At 70.8% G+C, this 23,290-nt stretch carries 20 protein-coding genes; 14 read left to right on the top strand and 6 right to left on the bottom strand.

Going from position 1 to position 23,290, the window contains the following annotated elements; all coding sequences use genetic code 11:
- Window positions 1–197: 197 nt before the first annotated feature.
- The 5 genes from ACFQS7_RS06600 to ACFQS7_RS06580 all read left to right on the top strand — a co-directional run bounded on the left by ACFQS7_RS06600 (window position 198) and on the right by ACFQS7_RS06580 (window position 5,001).
- The gene (locus ACFQS7_RS06600; protein ID WP_380066248.1) at window positions 198–509 is read left to right on the top strand and encodes a hypothetical protein; all 312 of its coding nucleotides are present in this window, start codon (window positions 198–200) and stop codon (window positions 507–509) included.
- A gap of 3 nt (window positions 510–512) precedes the next feature.
- Window positions 513–2,279: a type I secretion system permease/ATPase gene (locus tag ACFQS7_RS06595; RefSeq protein ID WP_380066247.1), complete on the top strand. Its 1,767-nt coding sequence runs from the start codon at window positions 513–515 to the stop codon at window positions 2,277–2,279.
- Window positions 2,279–3,688, top strand: coding sequence for an HlyD family type I secretion periplasmic adaptor subunit (locus ACFQS7_RS06590; protein ID WP_380066246.1), 1,410 nt, complete (start codon window positions 2,279–2,281; stop codon window positions 3,686–3,688). Before ACFQS7_RS06595 ends, ACFQS7_RS06590 begins: the two co-directional genes overlap by 1 nt.
- Before the next feature lie 111 nt (window positions 3,689–3,799).
- A complete protein-coding gene (locus tag ACFQS7_RS06585; RefSeq protein WP_380066245.1) occupies window positions 3,800–4,078 on the top strand; it encodes a hypothetical protein in 279 nt (92 codons plus the stop codon).
- Window positions 4,079–4,107: 29 nt separating this feature from the next.
- Entirely contained in the window at window positions 4,108–5,001 is an 894-nt protein-coding gene (locus ACFQS7_RS06580) for a glycoside hydrolase family 5 protein (protein ID WP_380066244.1), read from the top strand.
- Here the strand turns inward: ACFQS7_RS06580 and ACFQS7_RS06575 are convergent.
- Entirely contained in the window at window positions 4,971–6,080 is a 1,110-nt protein-coding gene (locus tag ACFQS7_RS06575) for an acyltransferase family protein (RefSeq protein ID WP_380066243.1), read from the bottom strand. The genes ACFQS7_RS06580 and ACFQS7_RS06575 overlap by 31 nt on opposite strands.
- A 72-nt stretch (window positions 6,081–6,152) precedes the next feature.
- On the opposite strand from ACFQS7_RS06575, the gene ACFQS7_RS06570 reads away from it, so the two are divergent.
- Both ACFQS7_RS06570 and ACFQS7_RS06565 read left to right on the top strand, forming a co-directional pair.
- On the top strand, window positions 6,153–7,553 hold the full coding sequence (locus ACFQS7_RS06570; RefSeq protein ID WP_380066242.1) for an O-antigen ligase family protein: 1,401 nt from the start codon (window positions 6,153–6,155) through the stop codon (window positions 7,551–7,553).
- Window positions 7,554–8,612 carry an acyltransferase family protein gene (locus ACFQS7_RS06565; protein ID WP_380066241.1) on the top strand — a complete coding sequence of 353 codons (1,059 nt, stop codon included), beginning with the start codon at window positions 7,554–7,556 and terminating at the stop codon, window positions 8,610–8,612. It abuts the gene before it with no gap.
- Between the two features lie 3 nt (window positions 8,613–8,615).
- Here the strand turns inward: ACFQS7_RS06565 and galE are convergent, their stop codons facing one another.
- Both galE and ACFQS7_RS06555 read right to left on the bottom strand, forming a co-directional pair.
- Window positions 8,616–9,614 carry a UDP-glucose 4-epimerase GalE gene (gene galE / locus ACFQS7_RS06560; protein ID WP_380066240.1) on the bottom strand — a complete coding sequence of 333 codons (999 nt, stop codon included), beginning with the start codon at window positions 9,612–9,614 and terminating at the stop codon, window positions 8,616–8,618.
- Between the two features lie 8 nt (window positions 9,615–9,622).
- Window positions 9,623–11,794 (bottom strand): GumC family protein, encoded by a 2,172-nt coding sequence (locus ACFQS7_RS06555; RefSeq protein WP_380066239.1) that lies wholly within the window; start codon window positions 11,792–11,794, stop codon window positions 9,623–9,625.
- A gap of 436 nt (window positions 11,795–12,230) precedes the next feature.
- Between ACFQS7_RS06555 and ACFQS7_RS06550 the strand changes: the two genes are divergently transcribed.
- From ACFQS7_RS06550 to ACFQS7_RS06530, 5 genes are all read left to right on the top strand, one after another.
- Window positions 12,231–12,713 (top strand): polysaccharide biosynthesis/export family protein, encoded by a 483-nt coding sequence (locus tag ACFQS7_RS06550; protein WP_380066238.1) that lies wholly within the window; start codon window positions 12,231–12,233, stop codon window positions 12,711–12,713.
- A 77-nt stretch (window positions 12,714–12,790) separates the two neighbouring features.
- Window positions 12,791–13,534 carry a penicillin-insensitive murein endopeptidase gene (gene mepA, locus ACFQS7_RS06545; protein ID WP_380066237.1) on the top strand — a complete coding sequence of 248 codons (744 nt, stop codon included), beginning with the start codon at window positions 12,791–12,793 and terminating at the stop codon, window positions 13,532–13,534.
- A gap of 157 nt (window positions 13,535–13,691) precedes the next feature.
- The gene (locus ACFQS7_RS06540; RefSeq protein WP_380066236.1) at window positions 13,692–14,894 is read left to right on the top strand and encodes a helix-turn-helix transcriptional regulator; all 1,203 of its coding nucleotides are present in this window, start codon (window positions 13,692–13,694) and stop codon (window positions 14,892–14,894) included.
- A 79-nt stretch (window positions 14,895–14,973) separates the two neighbouring features.
- Window positions 14,974–16,818 carry a hypothetical protein gene (locus ACFQS7_RS06535; protein WP_380066235.1) on the top strand — a complete coding sequence of 615 codons (1,845 nt, stop codon included), beginning with the start codon at window positions 14,974–14,976 and terminating at the stop codon, window positions 16,816–16,818.
- Window positions 16,819–16,882: 64 nt separating this feature from the next.
- Complete coding sequence (locus ACFQS7_RS06530; RefSeq protein ID WP_380066234.1) at window positions 16,883–18,202, top strand: hypothetical protein; 1,320 nt, start codon at window positions 16,883–16,885, stop codon at window positions 18,200–18,202.
- A 6-nt stretch (window positions 18,203–18,208) separates the two neighbouring features.
- Here the strand turns inward: ACFQS7_RS06530 and ACFQS7_RS06525 are convergent, their stop codons facing one another.
- The 3 genes from ACFQS7_RS06525 to ACFQS7_RS06515 form a co-directional block, all read right to left on the bottom strand.
- Window positions 18,209–19,447 carry an ABC transporter substrate-binding protein gene (locus ACFQS7_RS06525; RefSeq protein ID WP_380066233.1) on the bottom strand — a complete coding sequence of 413 codons (1,239 nt, stop codon included), beginning with the start codon at window positions 19,445–19,447 and terminating at the stop codon, window positions 18,209–18,211.
- A gap of 100 nt (window positions 19,448–19,547) precedes the next feature.
- Complete coding sequence (locus ACFQS7_RS06520) at window positions 19,548–19,862, bottom strand: 2Fe-2S iron-sulfur cluster-binding protein (RefSeq protein ID WP_380066232.1); 315 nt, start codon at window positions 19,860–19,862, stop codon at window positions 19,548–19,550.
- A 9-nt stretch (window positions 19,863–19,871) separates the two neighbouring features.
- On the bottom strand, window positions 19,872–21,065 hold the full coding sequence (locus ACFQS7_RS06515) for a cytochrome P450 (RefSeq protein ID WP_380066231.1): 1,194 nt from the start codon (window positions 21,063–21,065) through the stop codon (window positions 19,872–19,874).
- 137 nt (window positions 21,066–21,202) lie between these two features.
- Between ACFQS7_RS06515 and ACFQS7_RS06510 the strand changes: the two genes are divergently transcribed.
- Both ACFQS7_RS06510 and ACFQS7_RS06505 read left to right on the top strand, forming a co-directional pair.
- Window positions 21,203–21,991: an alpha/beta fold hydrolase gene (locus ACFQS7_RS06510; RefSeq protein ID WP_380066230.1), complete on the top strand. Its 789-nt coding sequence runs from the start codon at window positions 21,203–21,205 to the stop codon at window positions 21,989–21,991.
- Between the two features lie 14 nt (window positions 21,992–22,005).
- Entirely contained in the window at window positions 22,006–23,247 is a 1,242-nt protein-coding gene (locus tag ACFQS7_RS06505) for an LLM class flavin-dependent oxidoreductase (protein ID WP_380066229.1), read from the top strand.
- Window positions 23,248–23,290: the final 43 nt, after the last annotated feature.

Below are 23,290 nucleotides of genomic sequence, written 5' to 3'. Positions count from 1 at the left end.
AGGCGGTCTGCTGCACCCGCCAGACGGCAGCGAAGCACATTGCCGCCCGACCGGGCGGCCCGATTCGGAGCCTAGGAATGGCCACGACCACCGCATTGCGGCCGGAGATGTCCGGACCAATCGAGATACCGCCTACCCAGCCTCTGCCCGGGCGGGAGATTTCCGCCTTTCGCGCTGGTCGTCCAGCCGAGGATCGCGTGATCGACCTGCTGGCCTTCGCCATCGCCACCGAAGCAGGCCGCCCGGCAACGCCCGAGGCGATCGAGCAGTCGCGCCAGGCTGCCCAGACGGCGCTCAGCGACCACGCCTTCCGCTACCTGCACAATTCGATCGACCAGATCCGCCGCGAGGCGGCGGCCGAGCAATTGGCGAAACTGCCCCGGCCGCCCGGCTTCGGCGCCGTCTTGCTGGCCAATCTCGTCGCCCTGGCGATCGCCGGCGTCCTGGCCGGGTGGTTGGCGCTGCATCCCGCAACCCTGGCCGGCCTCGCCGGCCTCCTCGCAGGCTGACGCATGTCCTTCGCACGGCTCGCCGGCCCGTCGGCCGGGTTCGACAACGCCACCACGACGCCGCTGCAACGGGCGCTCCGCGCCTGCCGCAAGCAGTTCATCCTGGTCGGCGTCTTCAGCGGCGTGGTCAACCTGCTGCAACTGACCACCTCCATCTACATGATGCAGGTGTTCGACCGGGTCCTGGCGAGCCGGATCCTCGACACCCTTTATTTCCTGTCATTGATCGCCATCGTCGCCACCCTGGTGCTCGCCCTGCTGGAAGCGGTGCGCGGCCAGGTGATGCAGCGGCTGGCCGCCTGGGTGGAACACCGGGTGGCGCCGGAAGGCTTCGTCCGTGCCATCGAAAGCGCCCTGCGCGGCCGGCCCTACCGGATGGAGGCGCTGCGCGACCTCGCGGTCTGCCGCGGCTTCCTCGGCTCGGCCGGCGCCCTCTCGCTGTATGACGTGCCCTGGGTGCCGATCTATATCGGCTTCATCTTCATGCTGCACCCGGTCATGGGCTTCATCGCCCTCGGCGGCGCGGTGATCCTGTTCGGCCTGACCCTGACCAGCGAGCTCTCGACCTCGAAGCTGCTGCGGGAGGCCAATACCGCGGCGATGAACTCGCAGCGCCGGGCCGAGAGCATCACCCGCAATGCCGAGGTGATCGACAGCATGGGCATGCTGCCCGCGGTCATCGGCCAGTGGCGCGAATCCGTCGCGGCGATGACCGAGCCGCAGCAGCGCGCCGCCGACCGCGCCTCGATGCTGGTCGCGGCCACCAAATTCTTCCGTCTCGCGGTGCAGATCGCCATCCTCGGCGTCGGCGCCTACCTGGTCCTGCAGCAGGAGCTCACCTCGGGCGCCTCGATCGCCGGCTCGATCATCATGGGGCGGGCGCTGGCCCCGGTGGAACAGCTGATCGGCGGCTGGAAGCAACTGGTCCAGGCGCGGCAGTCCTTCCGCCGGCTGCAGGCCTTCCTGATGCAGCCACGGATCCGGTCGGCCGGCATGCCGCTGCCGGAGCCGACCGGGCGGATCTCGGTCGAGCGCGTCTCCTACGCCTTCCCGGGCCAGGGCGTGGCGCTGATCAAGGGCGTGAACTTCGCCCTGCAGCCCGGCGAGAGCCTGGCGATCATCGGCCCTTCGGCCGCCGGCAAGACCACGCTGATCCGCCTGTTGATCGGCACCCTGCCGCCCTCCGCCGGCACGGTCCGGCTGGACGGCGCCGACGTATACCAATGGATGCGGGAGGATTTCGGCCGGCATGTCGGCTACCTGCCGCAGGACGTGGAGCTGTTCGACGGCACGGTCTTCACCAACATCGCCCGCATGTCGGAATCCGAGCCGGCCGCGGTGTACGAAGCGGCCAAGCTCGCCGGCTGCCACGAGATGATCCTCCGCTTGCCGAATGGTTACGACACCCAGATCGGCGACGGCGGGCAGCATCTCTCGGGCGGCCAGCGGCAGCTGGTCGGGCTGGCCCGGGCGATGTTCGGCCGGCCCAAGCTGATCGTGCTCGACGAGCCGAACAGCAACCTGGACGGCGATTCGGAAGCCGCGCTGACCATGGCGCTGGAGCGGCTGAAGGAACAGGGCACCACCGTGATCCTGGTCTCGCACCGGCCCACGTTGGTGCAGGGCGTCGACAAGGTGCTGCTGCTGAAGGACGGCGCGCTCGAGATGTTCGGCCCGCGCGCCGAGGTGCTGAAGCGCCTGATGAATCCCCGCCCGACCGAAGTGGCCGCGCCGCCGCCGACCCAGCGCCTAGAGGGGAGTGCCGCCTGATGAGCGTGACCACGGAAACCCCGACCGCGCTTGCCCCGGTCGCCCCGCGCACCCTGGCGCCGCTGCCGAAGCACGATTTCGGGGCCAGCCTGCCGCCCTTCCCGCCGCATCCGCTGCTGGACGCGGCCGCGCCGCGGACCCGCGCCCCGCTGGTCTTCGGCATTGTGGTCTTCGTCGTCTTCGTGCTCGGCTTCGCCGCCTGGGCCGGCTGGGCACCGTTGGCCGAGGCCTCGGTCGCACCGGGCACGATCAAGGTCGAGGGCAGCCGGCGGACCATCCAGCACCTCGAGGGCGGGATGGTGCGGGAGCTCCTGGCCCGCGACGGCAGCAAGGTGAAGGCCGGCGACGTCATCCTGCGGCTCGACCCGGCCCAGTCCGACAGCGTGCTGGAGACCCAGCGGGCGCAGCGCTGGGCGCTGCTCGCGCAGGATTCCCGCCTGCAGGCCGAGATCGACCGCGCCAGCCAGATCACCTTCCCGGAAGACCTGCGGGCCAGCACCGACCCGCGCGCGATGGAAGCGGTAAACGGCCAGCGCGCCCTGTTCGAGGCGCGGCAGGCCAACCTCAACAGCCAGGTGCAGGTGCTGCAGGCGCGGATCGACCAGCAGACGGCCTTCATCTCGGGTGCCCGCGGCCAGCTCAACGCCACCCGGCAGCAGATGATCTTCGCCAAGCAGGAGGAGCAGATGCGCCGCGGCCTGGTCGCCCAGGGCCTTGGCCGGCTGCCGGAACTGCTGGCGCTGCAGCGCGCGACGGCCTCGCTCGAGGGCACGATCGACGACCTGAACGGCCAGATCGCCCGGGCGAATGCCTCGATCGACGAGGCCCGCAAGCAGATCCAGACCACCCTCGACCAGCGCATGGCCGAAGCCGCCAGCGACCGCCGCGACGTCCGCGCCAAGCTGTCGGATGCCGAGGAGAAGCTGCGCTCGGCGGTCGACATCTCCGCCCGGCGCGAGGTGGTCGCGCCGGAGGACGGCACGCTGGTCAACCAGAAGGTCTTCACGGTCGGCGCCGTGCTCAGGCCGGGCGACCCGATCTTCGATCTGGTCCCGACGCAGGACCGGCTGGTCGCCGAGGTGAACGTCCAGCCGATGGATATCGACGTGGTCTATCCCGGCCTGCGGGCCGAGGTCCGGCTGCCCGCCTTCAAGCAGCGGCTGGTGCCCTACCTGCACGGCCATGTGACCTGGGTCGCCGCCGACGTGACGACGAACGAGCAGTCGCGCCAGCAGTACTTCCGGGCCTATGTGCTCATCGACCCGGACCAGCTCGCCCATCTGCCGAACGTCTTCCTGGTGCCTGGCATGCCGGTGGAAGCCCATATCCAGATCGGCGAGCGGACCTTCTGGCGCTATATCACCCAGCCGCTGCGCGACAGCTTCACCCGGGCCTTCCGGGAGCAGTGATCGCCGGCGGATCGCTCGCCGGGCGGCCACGCGCCGCCCGGCGCCCAATGCCTTGAGCCCTGCGCTGCCGGCCATCCGCCGGCGTCGTCGCGCCATGTCGGAGCCGATGCCATGACCACAGGTCCCACGCTGTTCTGCGACGGCATCCTCGATGCCAGCGTCACCTTCGGGGTCGCCCGCCTGACCCTCGCCCAGACCGGGGCAGACGGTAAGCCCTTTCCGGCCGGGCAGCTTATCGTCCCGCTCGTGCAACTGCCGACGGTGGTGAATGCGCTCGCCGGCTTGCTCAAGCAGGTCGAGACCCGGATGCGTGAGCAGCAGGCCCAGCAGCCCGCCGCGGTCGAGGCGCCCGCCGCGCCGCCGGCCTCCAGCGCCTTCCGCTTCGGCTGACCCGCGGGGCCATGTCGCCAGGCGCGATCTTGCACCCCTCCCGCCGCGGCCTGCTCGCAGCATCCTTGCTGGCTGCCGGGCCAGCCCTGGCGCAGCCAGCCGATCTGCGTGACCGGCTGTCGCGCCTGCGTTGCGGCGCCAATCTCGAACGCTGGTTCCCGGTCGCCCGCAACAACCATCCGCGCCGTCTTGGCCGCGGCTGGTGGCGGGATTTCCGTGCCGCCGGCTTCGATCACGTGCGGATGTTCGTGCCCAGCGGCGGCGGCGGCAGCGACCTGCTGGAGATGTTCCGGCAGGCGATCGACGATGCCAATGCCGCCGGGCTGCCGGTGCTGTTCGGCCTCAACGACATCATCCAGCAGGACACGCCGGAAGCCCAGGAATGGGACAAGCTGGCCTCCCGCGCCGGCTTCTTCGGCAGCCGCACCGATCCGGAGATGGTGGCGCTGGCGCCGCTGAACGAACCGGCCTTCGAGACCACCGCCGCCTGGGCGCCGGTGCGCGACCGGATGCTGACGACGCTGCGGGCCGCGGCGCCCCGGCATCTGCTGGTCTGGGGCGGGCGGGAATGGAACAGCCTGCGCTCGCTGCTCGAGATCGCGCCGCCGGCGGACCCCTGGACCATCGCCGAGGTGCATCATTATGGCAGCGGCCGCACCGCCGATGTGCGCCGGCGCTTCGCCCCGGCCGTCGCCTGGCGGGAGCGGCACCGGATCCCGGTGCTGGTCGCCGAATACAACGGCCCCGGCGGCAACCAGACCAACCGCGCCGCCTGGGTCGGCGATCTGGCGGAGGGGCTGCCGGCGTTTCGCGCCCTCGGCCTGCCGGTGACCCTGTGGTCCTACAGCCATGGCAGCTGGTACCGGATGCAACCGGGCGACGGACCGGCGCCCTACCCCGAGGTGCGGGCGCTGCTGGGCTGAGCCACCGCCAGCGGAGGGGGCACCTGCCGCTGGACACGGGCCAGGATCCAGCGGTGCGCCGGGACCTCGACCCAGCGCCAGGCACACCAGCCGGTGGCGAGCGTTGCCACGAACCCTGCCGCCATCAGCATCGCGCCGCCGGCCGGCCCTGGCCCGGCTAGGCGCAGGATGCCCACGACCGCCGCCTCGACGAAGACCCAGCTCAGGTAGATGCCGAAGGAGGCCTCGCCGAGCCGGAGCAGCAGGTCAGGCCGCGCCGGCCCCGTCCGGCCCAGGCCCGCCTGCCAGATGACGACCATCGTCCCGGCCAGGCCGAGCACGGTGACCGCGTCCTGCCGCAGCCAGAGACCGAGCGGCAGGCCGGCCACGGCCAGCCAGGGCAAGGCCCGCGGCAGCCGGGCCTCGGTCGCCAGCCGCCCCAGGCCGAGGCCGAGCACGAATTCGCAGCCGAAGCGCAGCAGACCATAGGTGAGCGTGTAATTCAGCGAGGTATCCGGGCCGAAGACGCTCAGCCAGACCAGGCCGAGCATCCCCGCCAGCGGCGCCAGCGGCACCGCGGCCCGCGGCAGCCGCAGCAGCCCGACCAGCAGCGCCGGGAAGGCGAGGTATCCGGCCCATTCGACCGACAGCGCCCAGGACGGATAGTTCCAGCTGAAGCGGCTTGTCGTTTCCCAGCCATGCACCAGCAGCAGTTGCAACACGAAGTCGCGGGCGCCGAAGCGCTCCGGGTCGCGAATGGTCACGCCCAGCGCCATCGCCAGCCCGACCAGCAGCGCCAGCGCAAGCAGGGCGGCCGCATGCAGCGGCCAGATCTTCGCCACCCGGCGCAGCAGGAAGCGCCCGATGCCGGCCGCGCCCCGTGGAGGCCGGGCCGCATAGCCCAGCCAAAGGGCGAAGCCGGACAACAGGAAGAAACCGTCGACGCCGAGATAGCCGCGCCACAGCACCGGCCCCAGCCAGGTCCAGGTATCGGTCACGTGCAACGGCAGGTTCAGGTGATAGAGGATCACCCAGCCGATCAGGAAGAATCGCAGCCGCGTGAGGCCAGCATGCCGCTGCCCCGGAGCCGTCGCCTGCATCACCACGCCATCCTTCACCTGACACAACCCTGATTTGGCCCGTCCCCTTCCCGCATGGGACAACACCGTTGCATGAACCTCGCCCTAACGCCTGCGACGCAGCGCCTGATCGCCCTGTTTGGCGCCGCCTTCATCCTGATCGGCGCGGTAGCGATGCCGGAGCGCATGCTCCAGCTCGTCCCGATGATGGTGCTAGGGCTGGCGGCGCTGGCCTTCTACCAATTTCCCCGTGCGCTCGCGGCCGTGCTGGTGCTGTGCTGTGGCCTCGGGCTCGACATCCAGACGTCCATGGCAGCCGGCGTCGGCGGCTCGCTCGGTGCCGCGCTGGTGAAGACCGTCCCCTTTGCCCTCGCCGGTGCGCTGCTGTTGCGGTATGGCGCGACCAGCGACATCAACTGGCCGTTCCTCACCTTCGTCGCGATCGCCGGGCTGAGCATCGCCATCCTGCCGATGGGCCGGATCGCCACCAACGGCGACATGGTGCGGAGCCTCATCGGCTCGACCGCGCCCTTCGCGCTCGGCTTCGTCCTGGCGCCGAGGCGGGTCTGGACCCTGCTGATCCGCGGCGCCGCGGTGGTGCCGATCATCAGCGCGCTGGCCAGCGTGCTGACCACCGCGGCCGGCATCTGGCCCTGGTTCGATGTCGGCGGCCGCTTCCAGGGGATGCACACCCCGCCCTTCCTCGGCGGGTTCTGCGTCACCGCGATCTTCGCCGCCACTTTGGAATACCTGCGCGGCTTCAGGCTGAAATGGGTGATCATCGGCGGGCTCGACCTCGCCATCCTGATGCTGACCCAGGCACGCGCGCCGCTCATCGCGGTCGGGGTGTTCCTCGTCATCATCCTGCTCTTCTCGAACCGCAAGATCTTTCCGCTGCAGCGCAAGGTCGACCTGGCGATGGGCGGCATGATCCCCGGTGTCCTCGCACTCGGCCCAGCCATCTACTTCGCCTTCGACCGCATCGCCGGGATGTCGGACAACATGTCGGGCCGCGACATCATCTGGCCCTACTTCCTCGAGGCGATCGAGGCCCGGCCACTGTTCGGCTTCGGCCTCGGCGCCGGCAAGCTGATCGTCAACCCGGAGGACCCGACCATCCGCCTGCTCGGCAGCAACGCCGCGCACAACGAATTCCTCCGCCTGGCGGTCGATGCCGGCATCATCGGCTGCGCCGCGATCTTCCTGTCGATCATCCTCTGGGTCTGGTCGGGTGCGAACAAGGCGCCGCCAGCGGACCGGTTGGTGCTGCGGGCCGGGTTGCTGGCGGCGCTGCTGCACAGCGGCTTCGACAACACGCTCATCGCCAGCACGGCGCTGATGCAGTTCAGCTTCTTCTACGCCGTCATGGCCCGCGCCAAGGTCGATGCACGGGAGATGGCGCCGCGCCGGTCCAAGCACGGCCGGCGGGAGAACGGGCCGGAGGAGGGCGTGATGTCCGCAGCCCTGGCCCGCCAGGCGCGGGGCTACGGCTGAATGCCGGATACGGTGCCGGTGACGGAGGCCATGCGGGCGATACGCCCTCCACGCGAACGCCGGCTCGACCTCGACCGCGCCAAGGGCTACGCGATCCTGCTGGTGGTGGCCGGTCACCTGGTGGCGAATACGCCGCCCGAGGGCAGCGGCTGGTACGAACCGCTGCGCTACGTGCTGTACCGCTTCCACATGCCCTTCTTCCTTTATCTCAGCGGCACGGTGGCGGTGCTCAGCGGCGTGCTGACGGCGCCACCCGCGGCCTGGCCCCGCCAGGTGCTGCGGCGGGCGGAGCGACTGCTGGTCCCCTTCTTCGGCATCGGTCTGCTGATCCTCGGCGCCAAATGGGTGGCGATGCAGGCGTTGGTGGTGGACAACCCGCCGGACGGGCTCTGGGGCGGACTGGTGGACCTGCTATGGGACACCGCGCACAGCCCGGCGACCTCGGTCTGGTACCTGCTGGTCCTGTTCCTCTGCACCCTGGTCGGGATGGTCCTGCTGCGCGCGGGCATCGGCACCACCGGGCTGCTGCTGCTGGGGCTGGCGCTGCAATTCGTCGACGTGCCGCCGGTCGCCTACCTGGATCGCTTCGCCCGGTTCTTCCTGTTCTTCGCCGCCGGCGCCTGGGTGGCGGAGCGGCAGGACCGGCTGCTGCCCGTGATGGACCGGCGACAGGGCCTGTGGTGGCTGCTGTTCGGCGCGGCGCTGCTGGCCTCGATGTCGGTCTGGGTGGACGTGCCCTGGTATATCAACAACCATTGGTCGCTGGTGCTCTGCGGCCTGCTGTGCATCCCGGCGCTGCACGGGTTGATACGCCGCCCGCCGCTGTCGCGGCCGACTTGGCCGGTGACGCTTGGCCGCTATGCGATGGCGATCTACCTGTTCAACACCTTGGCGATCGGCGCGGCCAAGGCCGGGCTGATCCGAGCCGGTGTGCCCTATACCGCCGGCAATTTCCCGCTGCATCTGGCCGTCGCCATGGCCGCGGGGGTGGGCCTGCCGTTGCTCCTGAAAGCCTGGGTATTGCGGCGTGTGCCGATCCTGAACCGGCTGACCGACTGACCCTCAGGCCCGGTCGTCGAAGCCCCTTGGATGCTTCGAATGCCAGTCCCAGGCGGTGCGGACGATATCGTCCAGCGCGCCGAAGCGGGGAGTCCAGCCGGTTTCGGCGCGCAGCTTGGCGGAAGACGCCACCAGCACCGCCGGGTCGCCGGGGCGGCGCGGGCCGAGTTCATGTGGCACCGGCCGGCCACCGATCCGCTCCACCGCATCCATGACCTCGCGGACCGAATAGCCCGTGCCGTTGCCGATGTTGTACCGGCAGCTCGCCGTCGTCAGCCGGTCCAGCACGCGGATATGCGCATCCGCCAGGTCCAGCACATGGATGTAGTCGCGGATGCAGGTGCCATCCGGTGTCGGATAGTCGGTGCCGAAGACCGTCAGCGGCGGCCGCGTGCCGAGCGCCGCGCCGATCGCCAACGGGATCAGGTGCGTCTCCGGCTCGTGGTCCTCGCCGATCAAGGCGCCCGGATCGGCCCCGGCGGCGTTGAAGTAGCGCAGGCTGGCGCTGCGCAGCCCGTGCACACGGTCGGCCCAGGCCAGGCCACGCTCGGCCATCAGCTTGCTTTCGCCATAGGCGGAGACCGGCGCCACCTCGGCGTCCTCGTCGATCGGGATCTGCTTGGGGAAGCCGAACAGCGCCGCGGTCGAGGACAGGACGAACTTCATGCAGCCGGCCTTCACCGCGGCATCGGCCAGGATCAGGCTGTTCGACGGGTTATCGATGCAATAGCGCAGCGGATCGCGCATGCTCTCGCCGACCAGCGAGAGTGCGGCGAAGTGGAAGACCGCGTCGAATTTCCAGGCGGCGAAAACCTCCGCCAGGCGCCGGCGGTCGCCGACCTCGGCCTGGACCAGCTCGATCCCGTCCGGCACCGCCGCCTGATGGCCCTGGCGCATGTTGTCGAGGATGACAACCTGCGCGCCGCGCTGGACCAAGGTCAGGACAAGATGGCTGCCGACATAGCCGGCGCCACCCGTGACAAGGAAACGCTGCCCGTCCATGCCGAACCCTACTCCCTGAAGTAGCCGCCATAGCGCGGGTGGTAGACCTCGGCATCGGCGTAGCCGGACCGGCCATGCACCTTGGCGTCGACCTGCGTGAGCGCCGCGCCCACCACCCGGGCATGCGCTTCCTCGAGCAGTCCGAGGGAGTTCCGCACGACCGAACGCGGGGTATCGCGCCAGCGCACGCAAAGCAAGGTTGCATCCGCAAGCCGGGCAACAACCCGGGCGTCCGCCATGGCCAAGGCCGGCGGCGCGTCCAATACGATCAGGTCATAGTCACGCCTGACCCGGTCCAGCAGCCCGGCCATCGCCTCCGACATGAAGAGCCCGAGCGAATGGATCTCGGCCGCGCCGGCCGGGATGTAGTCGAGGCTGGAGAGGTGATCACGGCGGATGATGCGTTCCAGCACCGCCTGGCCCAGCAACAGGTCGGTCACGCCGGGCGCGCCCTCGCAGCGGAACACCCGGCCGAGCGAGGGCTGCCGCACGTCGCAGTCGATCAGCAGCACGCGCTCGCCGTTCATCGCCGCCGACCGGGCGAGCGCGACCGAGGTGGTGGTCTTGCCCTCGCCGGGTCGCGCCGCGGTGATGACGACGACGCGCGGCGGCTCCGAGCCCAGCCAGAGCGCCGCGCGCAGGGTGCGCATGCTCTCGGCGAAGGGGCTCAGCGGCTTGCGGACCACGTAGTCCTCGACCCGATGGCGGCCGAGCAGGCCGCGCCGCAGCATCGGCACCAGCGCCAGGCAGGGCAGGCCGAGCCCGGCGCGGATCTCCTCGCCGGAGCGCAGCGTGCTGTCCGACTGTTCGAGGAACCAGATCACCAGCAGGCCGAAGACGACACCGAGCACCGCCGCGGCGATGACCATCAGCATGGTCTTCGGGAAGCTGGGCGAGCCGGGCATCGTCGCCGGCGAAAGGATGCGCGCGTCCGGCTTCTCGATCGCGGTCTGCGACACGGTCTGCTGCGAGCGCTCGAGGACGGCGCGCAGCAGGGTGCGGCTCGCCTCCGCCTCGCGCTCCAGCGCCGCGACCTGGATCTCGGCGGTCTGACTCTGGTTCACGCGGGCTTCCTGCGACCGCAGCGCGTCCTCGAGGCTGCGCACCCGGGCGCGGGATTCGCGCACCGCGGCGTCGAGCGCCTGGACGACACGGCCGGTCTCCGAACCGACGGCGCGGTCGATATCCTGCAGCCGCGACCGTGCCGCGCGGACATCCGGATGGTTGGAGCCGAGCGTCGCCGACAGCCGTTCCAGATCCGCACGCGCCGTGTCGCGCTGGGAGCGCTGCTGCACCAGATTGGAGGCGCCGAGCGCGGTCATGTCGGCCCCGCCGCCGCCGCTCCGCGCCGCGGCCAGCCGCGCCTCGGCCATCGCCAGGCCGTTCCGCGATTCGACCAGGTCGTTGTTGATCTTGCTGACCTGCTCGGTCGACAGCGCCGCGCTCACGCCGCGCGTGAGGCCGGAGCTGGTGCGCAGCTCGGCGATGCGCGCCTCGGTCTGGCCGAGCTCCTGGCGCAGCTGGCCGACGCGGCCATCCAGCCAGTCGTTGGCCCGGCGCACCGCGTTGAACTTCGTCTCCAGCTGGTCGGAGATGTAGAGCTCGGAGGCGAGGTTCGCCGCATCCATCGCAAGGCGTGGATTCTCCGAGGTGAAGCTCACCGTCAGCACGCGCGAATTGCGCACCACCGCCACCTGCAGCCGGTCGCGCACCGCCTCGGCCGCCGCAATCTCCGCACGCTCCTCGGGCGGGCGCGGCGCCGGCGGCTCGGGCGCGACCAGTTCGGCGAGGCTCGGCGAGATGCTGTTGAGCCGCCGTGCCAGCGCATCGCTCCAGCGATACGCCAGGCCCTCGACGCGCTTCGCCTCACCAGCCCACCAGAAGAACTCGTCGTTGTTGGTCAGGTCGAATTGCCGGACGATGCGCCGCGCGACGGAGAGGCTGCGGATCACCTCGACCTGGCTGGCGAGCACCGCATCCGTCGTCGTCTCGTCGCGCAGGATGCTTTGCAGCTCGCGCGCGGCGTAGTCCGTCGGCTCGAACATCACCGTGGTGTTGCCGGTGTAGCGCGGCGTCAGCTGCTTCGCCGCGACATAGGCCGCGACGGGAAACAGCACCGCGCACAGGATCAACACCCAGCGCCGCCGGCGGAGTGCCGCCAGCAGCGCCGTCACCGTCATGCCCTCGGGCTCGATCGGTGCGGCGACGGGAACTGGAGTTCGGAGCGTAGGCCGCTTGTCGGCGGGTGGCCTGGACTCAACCGGTCTGTCGAGCATGAGGGTTGCGTCTTCCCTTTGCGGCAGCGCTGTACAGGCGAATGGCAATACGCGTCCGCTACTCAGTGGGTCAATCAACGGGCTGGCGAACATCGTGGTGCGGCGCAAACAACGGCGTGATGAACCACCTGCGCAAGGAAACGCGAATGTGCTCCCGGCTTGCGCTCTGGCAGAGAGGGCGCGTGGGATGATCGCACGATGCCGGTGCACGCAGTGCCGTCGTCGCGCGATCCGCGAAATTGGGAAGGAAGGCTAAACGATGATTGCACGGCGCCTGTTGTGGACGCTCCCCGTACTGGCGGTTGCCGCCTGCAGCGGACCAGGGGCTGGCCTGCCACCCTTGCCCGATGCGACGGCCAGCGCCTATCGTCTCGGTCCGGATGATCAGGTGCGCGTGACGGTGTTCAATGATCCGCGACTTACCGGCGACTTCCGCGTCTCGGATGCCGGCAGCATCGCCCTGCCGCTGGTCGGCACGGTGAAGGCCTCCGGCCGCACCACGGGCGAGGTCGAGCGCGCGATCGAAGCCGAGATGAAGCAGAAGAGCCTCTTCCGTGACCCCAGCGTGGCGGTGCAGGTCACCGGGTACCGGCCGATCTTCGTGCTCGGCATGGCCGAGCGTCCGGGGCAATTCCCCTACCAGCCCGGCATGACGACGCTGACTGCCGTGGCGGTGGCCGGCGGCTTCAACTACCGCGCGATCCGCGACTATGTCTCCGTCACCCGCATCGGCCCGGAGGGCCGCCCGGTGGAATACCGTGCCGGGCGCGAAGCGCTGGTGCAGCCGGGCGACGTGCTCAACATCTTCGAGCGGCGCTTCTGATCCGCGCGGCCGCCCTCGCCCTGCTTCTGGCGCTCGCCCCGGCGGGCGCCCGGGCGGAGGGGGCGGCCTGGGCCGCGGTGACGCGGCCCACCGCCGGGCCGCCGCATATCCTTGGCCAGACCGGCCTCGGCTGCATCGCCGGGGCCGTGGCGCTGCCGCCGGACGGGCCGGGTTGGCAGGCGGTGCGGCTGTCCCGCAACCGCAACTGGGGCCATCCGGCCCTGGTCGAGTCGGTGCGCGACCTCGCCGGGCGGGCCCGGGCGCAGGGCCTGCCGACGCTCTGGATCGGCGATCTCGGCCAGCCACGTGGCGGGCCGATGCCCTATGGACATTCCAGCCATCAGGCCGGGCTGGATGCCGATATCTGGCTGGATCTCTCGCCGAAGCCGGCCATGACCAGCGCGGCGCGCGAGGATGTGGTGGTGCCTTCCCTGGTCCTGCCGGACGGGACGGGCATCGACCCGGCCCGCTGGACGCCCGGGCACGCCACCTTGATCCGGCTGGCGGCAGAATTGCCGGGCATCGATCGCATCTTCGTCAATCCCGCCATCAAGCGCGAACTCTGCCGCGGCGCGGCCGGCGCCCCCTGGCTGCGCCGCGTCCGGCCCTGGCGCGGCCATGACAGCCACATGCATCTCCGCCTGCGCTGCCCGCCAGGACAGCCGGATTGCCGTGACCAGGCGCCGCCGCCGGCCGGGGATGGATGCGACGCCTCGCTCGACTGGTGGCTGACGCCGGAGGCCCGCCAACCGGCACCGCGCGGGCCCGGCCCCGCGCCACGCCTGCCAACCGCCTGCCGGGCGGTGCTGGAAGCGCGCTGAGCCTGTCCGGTTCGCCGCCGGCTGGATCAGGGCGCGATGTGACAGGCGGCACATCGACGGGGCGTTATCTCCCATAGTGTATGCTCGTCCGGCGGGCCCTTGGCTTTCCGCCAGGGGATGCATCGCCCGGGCCGGACAGCCAGGAGCCGGCATAGCCATGGATGGTTCCGCGATCGCCGGTCACTGGCATCCGTCCGCAGCATCGGCAGACCCGGTCGCCCCGGTCATCCCGCTGATCTACGAGGCCGCCCTCGCGCCCGCCGGCTGGCCGGCCATGCTCGCCGCCCTGGCCAGGGCGCTCGGCGGCAGCGCGGCCGATCTCCGCGTCGCGGCGGCCGGAGCCGCGCCTAGCATCAGCGCCTCCCACGGGGTCACGCCGGGAGCGATCCACAGCTACGACTCGCACTGGGGGGCGCTCGACCCCGTTACTGCCGCGGCCCGGTGGGACGCGCCCGCCACCGCCCGCCAATTGGTCGGGCAGGCGCTGGAGGAAACCGAATTCCATGCCGGCTGGATGCGGCCGAACGCGATCGACGACGATCTCTGCCTCAGCCTGCTGCCGCCGGCCTCGCCGCAGCGTGCGGTGCTGGGCATCGCCCGGCCGCCGCGGTGGCCCCGCTTCGGCGCGACCGAGGCGGCCGCCCTCACCCGGCTGGCGCCGCATCTGCGAAGGGCGATGCAGGTGCACTGGCAGCTGGCCGCGACCGCCGATCCCGGCCCGCTGGCCGCGGCGCTGGACCGGCTGGCGCCCGGGGTGGTACTGGCCGATGCCACCGGGGCCCTGGCCTGGGCCAATCGCGCCGGTCTCGCCTTGCTGGCGGCGGCGGACGGGATCGCGCTCGACCGCCATGGCCGGCTGCGCGCGGCGACCGCAGCGGCGGGCGAGGCCTTGCGGCGCGCCCTTGCCCTGGCGCTGGCCGGGGAAGGCGCCGCCCTGCCCTTGCCGCGCCCCTCGGGCCGCCCGCCGCTGGCCTTGCTGGCGGTCCCGCTGCCGCCGCAGGCCGCCCCATGCAGCGTGTTGCCCGCCCCGCCAGGGGCGCGGCTGCTGCTGCTGCTGACCGATCCGGTGCAAGGCGGGCCCGGCGCGATGCTGGAACGCCGCCTGCGGGCGCTTTGGGGTCTCACCGCGGCGGAGGCGATGGTCGCGGCGCAGACCGCCCATGGCGCCGGGCTGCCGGAGGTGGCGCAGTCCCTCGGCCTCGCCGTCACCACCGCGCGCACCCATGCGCAACGCGTCTTCGCCAAGGCGGGCTTGCGCGGCCAGGCCGAGCTGGCCCGGCAGGTGGCGCGGCTGAGCCTGCTGGCCGAGGTCCCGGGTGCGCCGCCGCACACCCCCGCCCGGCCTCCTGCGATCGCATGACGCGACCGGGGCTACGCGGCTCCTAGCGTCCGGTCTCGCCCCCCGCTGTCCCGGAGGGGCGCCGACACAGGAGGACCGCATGGCCGAAGTCGCAGTCGCCGAAACCGAAATGGCCGCCGCCCTGATGGCAGCCTATGACGCGCTGGTCGAGAAGGTGAAGGCCCGCCGCCCGATCGGGTCGGACAAGAAGCCGACCGAGCTGGGCTTCGTCTATTCGCAGCTGATCCAGGGCCTGCTGGTCGATCCGCGCGACTACACCGCGCCCTGGTCGCCGATGGGCGGCAGTTCCATGCAGGATGCCATCGCCAAGGGCGCCGCGCCACCGAAGCCCGCCACCCCGGCCCCCGCCGCCGGCGCGGCGCCGGCGGACGAGGCGGCGGCGCCGGCCGCCGATCCCGCGATGCCGGCAGCGGACCCGAAATACCTCCGCTCCATGGATGCCGCCTTCAAGACCGCGATGCTGGTCGACCGCCTGCTGATGGTCACCAAGGATGGCACCTACCGCGAATACCCCGGCGCCGGCCGCAAGCTGAGCACCGCCTATTACGGCCTGATCAACGGCATGCAGCCCCTGCCGCCGCCGCCGATGGCGCCCGACGTCGCCAAGCGGCTGGAGGAGGCGCGCAAGGTGCTCTACGTGCCGGACGACGACGGCGACTACGTGCTGAAGTCGAAGCTCTACAAGGTCTATGAGAAGAATGCCCGGGCCTATGCCGAGGCGGTGGCCGACTATGCCGATGCGCAGGCGCTGGCCAGCAGCAACCCCGCCATGGCGCAGTCCTGGCCGGTCAAGTCGAAGTCGCTGCGCCGCGCGGTGGACGAGGCCTGGGACACGCTGAAGACCGAAGGCGCGGAAAAGGTCGAAGCGGCGCTCGACACCATCAAGTCGGTCGGCATCAGCGTCGATGCGCGGCTGATCGGCAAGGCGCGGCAGATCTTCGACATCTGGAACCTCGGGCTTGCCGGCGCGGTCCCGGCCGACGTGCCCTATGCCTATTGCTCGCCGACGTCCTGGGCGGACTACGACACCGACGACAGCGGCTGGGTCACCATCAGCATCAACAGCGCGAACTACAAGAGCCACATGGGCAAGGCCTATGACGGCTTCAGCAGCTTCACCGCGAACCAGAGCAGCAGCAGCACCTCGGTCTCCGGCGGGGCGTCGTATTTCGGCATCGGCGCGAAAGGCGGCTACCACCGCGCCGACGGCCATGCCGACCAGGAATCCACCAGCGGCCACACCGCCACCACCAAGTTCACCAACGACGCCAAGAAGGTGAGCATCAGCTTCCAATTCGGCATGGTCGACATCGTCCGGCCCTGGCTGCTGGGCGATCTCTTCTACCTGCGCAATTTCTACATGGTCGGGCAGAAGAAGAATTTCGTCAGCGACGGCACCATCGACGGCCAGGCCGACAGCGACAAGACCCTGCTGCCAATGATCCCGATGCAGATGCTGGTCGTGCGGAAGCTGAAGATCCATGCGGAAAGCTGGGGCAGCGACCACAGCACGATGGAAGCGCTGTTCGGCAATTCGAAGGGCGCCTGGGACAGCAGCAGCAGCGGCTATTCCGCCAGCGCCGGCTTCAACGTCGGCCTGTTCAGCGCCACCGCGAATGTCAGCCACGAACAGGCGAAGTCGGGCGCCAAGGTCTCCGGCCGCGTCGAATCCAAACAGGCAGCCGATTACGAGGCGCATTTCGAGAACAACACGCTGACGATCAACGGCGCGCAGATCGTCGCCTTCCTCTGCACCATCGTGCCGCCCTGCCCGCCACTCGACGATCCGGGCCTGGCGACCGCCGCGGCCCCGGCGAACGGCGCCGCGGCGAGCCCGGCGCCCGCGGCGCAGGACACCCCGGCCGCACAGCCGGCACCTGCGGCACAGCCGGCGACCGCGCCGGAACCCGCCCCGGCCCGCTGACCCGGCGCACCCCATGGCGGCGGGCGACCGGCCCGCCGCCCCACCTCCCGCAGGAGCGACGGCCGTGGCGATCGACCTCCAACCGCTTGTCGACCGGTTCTACGACTATTTCCTCGACCTCTATCACAAGCAGAGCGACGCGGAGGTGAGCGGCGCGCATGCCGATACGCCGAAAGCGGGCGAGCCCTTCCTCGCCTTCGGCGGCATCGGCGCCGCGCTGACGCCGGAGATGTTCACCCTGCAGGACGGCAGTGGCTCGACCGCGCTGGTGACGGAGCAGTTCTCCGGCCTGGCCAACCTGCTGCCCGACCTCGACGGCACCACCATCACCAGCCCCGGCCTGTTGAGCGCGGATGGGGCCTATGGCGCCCTGCTGGCGCAGGCGCAGCCGCTGACGGCGACGGACATGCAGGCGCTCGGCGCCATCCGCGACCCGGCCGAGCGGGCCTTCGCGGAGGCGGCCGAGGCGCCGCTGATCCGTGGCGGGGTCGAGTACCGGCCCGCGCTGCCGCTGCCGCCGGACTGGCCGCTGCCGTCGGGCGAGGGCGCCTGGACAAGCTACAGCACCAGGACCGAGGAGAAGACCACGGTCACCGCACCGCCGCCGCCTGCCGGGACCATCCGGCCGAGGGTCGACTGGCGCTGGCGCGTCGCCCCGCCCGCGCTGCGGGAGACGGTGAAGGCGCTCGGTGCCGTGGCGACGACGGTGGCGCCGCGTCCCGCACCCGTGCCGACCGCGGCGATGCAGGCGCGGATCGCGGTGCTGCGGACGCCGGTCAGCCTCGCCCCCCGCGTCTCCGCCACGGCGACGCCGATGGCGCGGATGCAGATGGCGCGCCCGATGGCCGGCGCCGTGCTGGGGCAGCGCCCGACGCTGGTGAAGACCGCGCCCATGCGGCCGCCACCGGTGATCGCCGAGGTGGTGCAGTCGAAGGTGTTGCTGCAGCAGTTGCAGACCGTGCGGGAAGAGTCGCAACCACAGGCGGTGACCTCCGCCAGCATGGAACTATCCTTCCGCTACTGCCTGGTGACGGCGCGCCGTCCCTGGGTCTCCTCCGCCTTTCTCACCGCGCGCAACTGGTTCATCCCGCGCATGCGGGCGGGAGAGATCGCCAGCGGCACCGGCCTCGGCGAGGGCAGCTTCGAATGCATGCCGACGGCGGCGCTCTGCGTCCGCGACCTGCGGATCACCGCGGCCTGGTCGGACGAGGAGCGGGCGGTGCTGCCGGCGATCACGAAATTCGGTCCATTTTCCCTGGTCGGCAGTCAGTTGGAGGCGAATGCGACGTCCCTGCTATGCCCGGGCATCCAGGTCATCGGCTGGGTGATGGAGCCCATGCCGATGCTGCCGCCGAACAGCGATCCCGCGCTGCCGGCGGCCTGACCAGAATCAGGTCTTCAGGAAGGCGCAGCCACCATCGGCGATGGGGCGGAAGGCCTGCTCCGCCGGGGTGGTGGCGACCAGTTTCAGGTAGTCCCACGGCCCCTTGCTTTCGGCCGGGGCCTTGGCCTGGAACAGGTAGGTCGGGTGGATCTTGCGGCCATCGGCCCTGACCAGCCCGGGCCCGAAGGCATCGTCATCGGTCGGCAGACGCTTCATCGCCTCGATCGCCTCGAGGCCGGAGGCCTTGGCGCGGGCCACGCCGATGGCCTCCACCGCCTTCAGGTAGTGCAGTGCGCAGGAATAGGCCTGCAGATGCACGCTGTTGACCTGATGGTTGTTCGCCGTCTTGCCCTTCAGCCGGCCCGCCAGGGCACGGGTGCGGTCGTTGAGGTCCCAATAGGTGCTTTCGGTCAGGGTCAGGCCCTGCGCCGAGGGAAGCCCGAGGGTATGGACATCCATCATGAAGCCGATCATCGCGGCGACCCGGATGTTGCGGCCGGCCAGGCCGAATTCCTGCCCCTGCTTGACGCAGTTGATCATGTCCGTGCCGGCATTGCAGAGCGCGATGACATGGGGTCGGAGCGAGGCGGCGGTCACCAGGAACGACGAGAAGTCGGTGGTCTGCGGGAAGGGGTAGACGCTGCTGCCCACCACCTGGCCGCCATTGGCCTGCACCACCCGCGTCACTTCCCGCTGCACCGAATGGCCGAAGGCGTAGTCCGCGGTGATGCAGTACCAGCGCGTGGCACCGGCCTTGGCCAGGGCACCGCCGGTGCTCTGCGCATTGGCCCAGGTATCCGTGGTCCAATGCACCATGTTCGGGCTGCAGCCCGAACCGGTGAGGTCGGCCGAGGCGCCGCCGCTGTTGAGATGCGCCTTGTTCTTCTCCCGTGCCAGGTTGTTGATCGCCAGCGCGATGGCGCTGTTGTTCACCTCGAGGATGGCGTCCACCCCCTGGTCGAACCACTGACGGGCGATGTTGACGCCGACATCCGCCTTGTTCTGGTGGTCGGCCTGGATGATCTCGACATTGATGCCGCGCGCCGCGGCGCCGAAATCCTGCACGGCCTGGCGGGCGGTGACGACGCAGTTGGGGCCGCTGATGTCGCGGTAGGGGCCGGACATGTCGGACAGCACGCCGATGCGGATGGTCTGCGCCGCGGCGGTCCCCTGGGCGCGCGCGCCGCCGATGCCGGATGCCGTCGCCATGGCCGCGCCCAGCGCCGCCCGCCTCGTGATCTGCATGTTGGACACCCTCCCGTGCCGCTTGGACGCGGCATCGGCGGGGAGCCTAGGCGAACCCAGGTCGGGAGGGAACCGGTACGGACATGTCAGGTTGCCCGTCTCAGGTCTGGCGGTCGGGCAGTTGCAGCACCAGGCCGTCGCTGGCCGGCACCTGGCACCCCAGCCGGCTGGTCGGCCGCCGCTCCGCCGCGGTGCCGTCCAGCAGGGCATCCTCGTCCGGTGCCGGCGGCGGCAGCGTGCCGGAAGGGTCCTCCAGCACATAGACATGGCAGGTGGCGCACATGCCGTTGCCGCCGCATTCGGCCAGGATCTCCTCCAGCGCCGCGGCGGTCGCGGCCTGCATCACGGTGCTGCCGGGATCGGCCTCGACCTCCTGGCGGCGGCCATCGGGGTGGAGGAAGAGGAGCTTGGGCATCGGCGGGCCTCAGGCAGCGTGCAGGGTCAGCGGCAGGCTGGCCAGGCCGCGCAGCGTGTTGTTGTAGCGGCGCACCGGTGGGCCGCTGATCTCGACGGCGCGCACCCGGCGGGCCAGCGCCGCCAGCAGCACCTCCCCCTCCAGCCGTGCCAGCAACTGGCCGACGCACATGTGGATGCCGGCGCCGAAGCCGACATGGCCGGCGGTGCGGCGGGCGATGTCGTATTCGTCCGGCCGCTCCCAGCGGCGCGGGTCGCGGTTGGCGGCGGCGAGGAACATCAGCACCTTCTCGCCCTCCCCCAGCGCCACGCCGCCCAGCTCGACCGGCCGCGCCGTGGTGCGGAAGAAGGTCTGCACCGGGCTTTCGAAGCGGATCGCCTCCTCGAAGGCGGCGCGGGCGAGCGACGGGTCGGCGTGCAGCCTGGCGTACTGGTCGGGGAAGCGGGCCAGGCACCACAGGGCGGCGCCGATGCCGTTGATCGTGGTGTCGAGCCCGGCCGAGAACAGCGACCGCACCAGCACCGGCGCCTCCTCCGGCGTCAGCTCCCCGCCATCGGCCGCGGCGTGGATCGCGGCGCCGAAGCTGCCCGGCGCCAGGTTCTCCCGCCGGCACTGCTCCGTCACCCAGGCGAGGTGCGGGGCGACGCCGGCCAGCGCCTGGCGGCGGAGTTCGTTGTCCGGGCCGAAGGCGTTGAAGGTGACGGCGGCGAAGGGCAGCAGGTGTTCCCGCCCGTCGGGTCGGACGCCCAGCGCATCGGGGAAGACCGAGAGCGGGAAGGCCTCGGCCAGGTCGGGGATGGCGTCGAAGCTGCCGCGGTCCAGCAAGGCCTCGACCTTGCGCTCGGCCGCAGCGGCGAAATCCTGCCGCAGCCGCTTCATCGCGGCGGGCGAGAGCACGCGGTTCAGCACGGTCCGTGCCCGCGTGTGTTCCGGCGGGTCGCGTTCCAGCACCAGGCTGGGGGAGCGCCAGGGGGTCTCGCGGGCGAAATCCTGCAGCCCGACCCCGCGGGAGGAGACGAAGCTGGGCCAATCGTTGAAGACCGCGGTGACCTCGGCCCACCGCGCCACGCCCCAGCTGCCGAGCTGGCGCAGCCGCACCACCGGCCCGGCCTCGCGCAGCCGGTCATGCTCCGGGAAGGGGTCGTCGAAGAAGGCGGTGGAGAAGGGATCGAGGTCCGAGACGGGGAATTCGAGCGTGCGCATGGACCGACCTCCCTCGGCGGGGGTCGCGCCCCCGTTGCGGCCAGATTTGCCCGGGCCGCGGCCGAAGGCAACGGCGGCGGATTGACACCTGTATCGGCAGGCTGCTTGCGTTCCGGCCAACGAGGGGAAGACGGCCAATGGCAGAGACAATCGCCTGGCAGGAGAGCCTGCTGCCGGTCGCCGGGGTGCAGTTGCGCCTGCGCCGCGCCGGCAAGGGACCGCCGCTGCTGGTCCTGCACCACGACACCGGCACGCTGGACCAGCTTCCGGCCTACGCGGCGCTGGCCCGGCATTTCGAAGTGCTGCTGCCGGAGCATCCCGGCTACGGCCAGTCCGAACGCCCGGCCTGGATGCGCTCGGTGCGCGACCTCGCCGTGCTCTATCGCAGCCTGCTGACGGAGCTCGGCCTGCCGCGCGCGGCGCTGCTGGGCCTCGGCTTCGGCGGCTGGGTGGCGGCCGAGATGGCGAGCATGGCGCCGGAGGATCCGGCACAGGTGATGCTGGTCGGGCCGATGGGGATCAAGCCGCCGGAAGGCGATATCCTCGACCAGGCGCTGATCAGCCATATCGATTATGCCCGCGCGGGCTTCCACGACCAGGCGGCCTTCGATGCGCTGTATGGCGCCGATCCCAGCACCGACCAGCTGGTGGACTGGGACCTCTGCCGGGAGATGAATTTCCGCATCGCCTGGAAGCCCTACATGCACAGCCTGACCCTGCAGCACCTGCTGGGCGGCGTGCGGTCGCCGACGCTGATCGTGTGGGGCGCCGAGGACCGCGTGGTGCCGCCGAGTGCGGCGGACCGCTGGCGGCAGGCCATGCCGAAGGCGCGGATCGAGCTGGTCGCCGGCTGCGGCCATTGCGTCGAGATGGAGCAGCCGGAGGCGCTGGTCCGCCTCGTCACCACCTTCGCCCAACGCGGCTGAGCGGGAGCGTCGCCATGCACATCATGTACTTCACCGAGCAGCCGATGTCCGCCTACCCGGCGGAGAAGGGCCTCGAGTTCGGCGCCACCGCGCTGATGTTTCCGAATACGCATTTCGACCCGGTCGCCGGCTCGCGGCTCTACAACGAGTTCATCGAGCAGTACAAGCTGGCCGAGGCGGTCGGCTTCGACGGCATCATGCTGAACGAGCACCACAACGCGCCCTTCTGCATGCAGGCCAAGGCGAATGTCTTCGCCAGCATCCTGGCGGCGATCACCGAGCGGGTGAAGATCGTCATCCTCGGCAACCCCCTGCCGCTGTCGGAGAACCCCGTCCGCATCGCCGAGGAATTGGCGATGATCGACATGATCTCGAAGGGCCGGCTCGTCTCCGGCTTCGTCCGCGGCGGCGGCCAGGAACAGCTCGCGACCGGGGTGAACCCCGCCTACAACCGCGAGCGGTTCGAGGAGGCGCACGACCTCATCGTCAAGACCTGGACCCAGCCCGGCCCCTTCCGCTTCGAGGGCAACCACTACCACAACCGCGTGGTGAACCCCTGGGCGGTGCCGCTGCAGAAGCCGCATCCGCGCATCTGGATCCCCGGCGTCATCAGCAAGGAGACGGTGGTCTGGGCGGCGCGGCACCGCTACCCCTACATCGCGCTGAACACCACGGTGGAGCAGACCAACAAGATCTGGGAGCTCTACGACAGCGTCGCCGAGGAGGTCGGCTTCAAGGGCGGCCCGGAATACCATGGCTACCTGAAGCAGGTGCATGTCGCCGAGACCGACGAGAAGGCGATCGAGAATGCCCGGCAATTCACCTGGATGCAGGGCGAATTCACCGGTCTGGCCCACCCGGTCTGGTCGACGCCGTCCGGCTATTCCTCGCCGGAGAACCGCCGCGGCTTCGTCGAATTCTCCACCGGGCGCGGCACCAGCCCACGCCGCCGGCCGAGCTTCGAGGAGCAGATCCGGAACAACATGATCATCGCCGGCAAGCCGGAGACGGTCATCGCCAAGCTGCGCCAGGTGATGGAGCAGACCCGGCCGGGCATCATGTCGCTCTGGGCCAATGACGGCTTCATCAGCCAGGCCGACAGCCTGACCTGCATCCGCCTGCTGGGCCAGGAGGTGCTGCCGGCGCTGCGCGAGACGGCGAAGGCGCTCGACCTCAGCAGCCCCTTCGAAGCGGAATCGCCGGTGAGCCTGCAGTTCAGCACCGACCTGCAACCGCGCGCGGTGGCGGCCGAGTAAGCCTGTCCACCCCGCGCGGTCCTGCGCGCGAGGGGAAAGCGGG

The sequence above is a fragment of the Dankookia sp. GCM10030260 genome (assembly GCF_042666655.1).
Lineage (GTDB): Bacteria > Pseudomonadota > Alphaproteobacteria > Acetobacterales > Acetobacteraceae > Paracraurococcus.
The sequence above is the reverse complement of the archived record's forward strand: the minus strand, read 5'-3'. Positions and strand labels throughout refer to the sequence as shown.

Excerpts from the sequence above, each read along its gene's own strand:
- ACFQS7_RS06595 (WP_380066247.1), top strand. The coding sequence starts at position 513 with ATGTCCTTCGCACGGCTCGCCGGCCCGTCGGCCGGGTTCGACAACGCC.
- ACFQS7_RS06590 (WP_380066246.1), top strand. The coding sequence starts at position 2,279 with ATGAGCGTGACCACGGAAACCCCGACCGCGCTTGCCCCGGTCGCCCCG.
- ACFQS7_RS06585 (WP_380066245.1), top strand. The coding sequence starts at position 3,800 with ATGACCACAGGTCCCACGCTGTTCTGCGACGGCATCCTCGATGCCAGC.
- ACFQS7_RS06575 (WP_380066243.1), bottom strand. The coding sequence starts at position 6,080 with ATGCAGGCGACGGCTCCGGGGCAGCGGCATGCTGGCCTCACGCGGCTG.
- ACFQS7_RS06570 (WP_380066242.1), top strand. The coding sequence starts at position 6,153 with ATGAACCTCGCCCTAACGCCTGCGACGCAGCGCCTGATCGCCCTGTTT.
- ACFQS7_RS06565 (WP_380066241.1), top strand. The coding sequence starts at position 7,554 with ATGCCGGATACGGTGCCGGTGACGGAGGCCATGCGGGCGATACGCCCT.
- galE (WP_380066240.1), bottom strand. The coding sequence starts at position 9,614 with ATGGACGGGCAGCGTTTCCTTGTCACGGGTGGCGCCGGCTATGTCGGC.
- ACFQS7_RS06555 (WP_380066239.1), bottom strand. The coding sequence starts at position 11,794 with ATGACGGTGACGGCGCTGCTGGCGGCACTCCGCCGGCGGCGCTGGGTG.
- ACFQS7_RS06540 (WP_380066236.1), top strand. The coding sequence starts at position 13,692 with ATGGATGGTTCCGCGATCGCCGGTCACTGGCATCCGTCCGCAGCATCG.
- ACFQS7_RS06535 (WP_380066235.1), top strand. The coding sequence starts at position 14,974 with ATGGCCGAAGTCGCAGTCGCCGAAACCGAAATGGCCGCCGCCCTGATG.
- ACFQS7_RS06525 (WP_380066233.1), bottom strand. The coding sequence starts at position 19,447 with ATGCAGATCACGAGGCGGGCGGCGCTGGGCGCGGCCATGGCGACGGCA.
- ACFQS7_RS06520 (WP_380066232.1), bottom strand. The coding sequence starts at position 19,862 with ATGCCCAAGCTCCTCTTCCTCCACCCCGATGGCCGCCGCCAGGAGGTC.
- ACFQS7_RS06515 (WP_380066231.1), bottom strand. The coding sequence starts at position 21,065 with ATGCGCACGCTCGAATTCCCCGTCTCGGACCTCGATCCCTTCTCCACC.
- ACFQS7_RS06510 (WP_380066230.1), top strand. The coding sequence starts at position 21,203 with ATGGCAGAGACAATCGCCTGGCAGGAGAGCCTGCTGCCGGTCGCCGGG.
- ACFQS7_RS06505 (WP_380066229.1), top strand. The coding sequence starts at position 22,006 with ATGCACATCATGTACTTCACCGAGCAGCCGATGTCCGCCTACCCGGCG.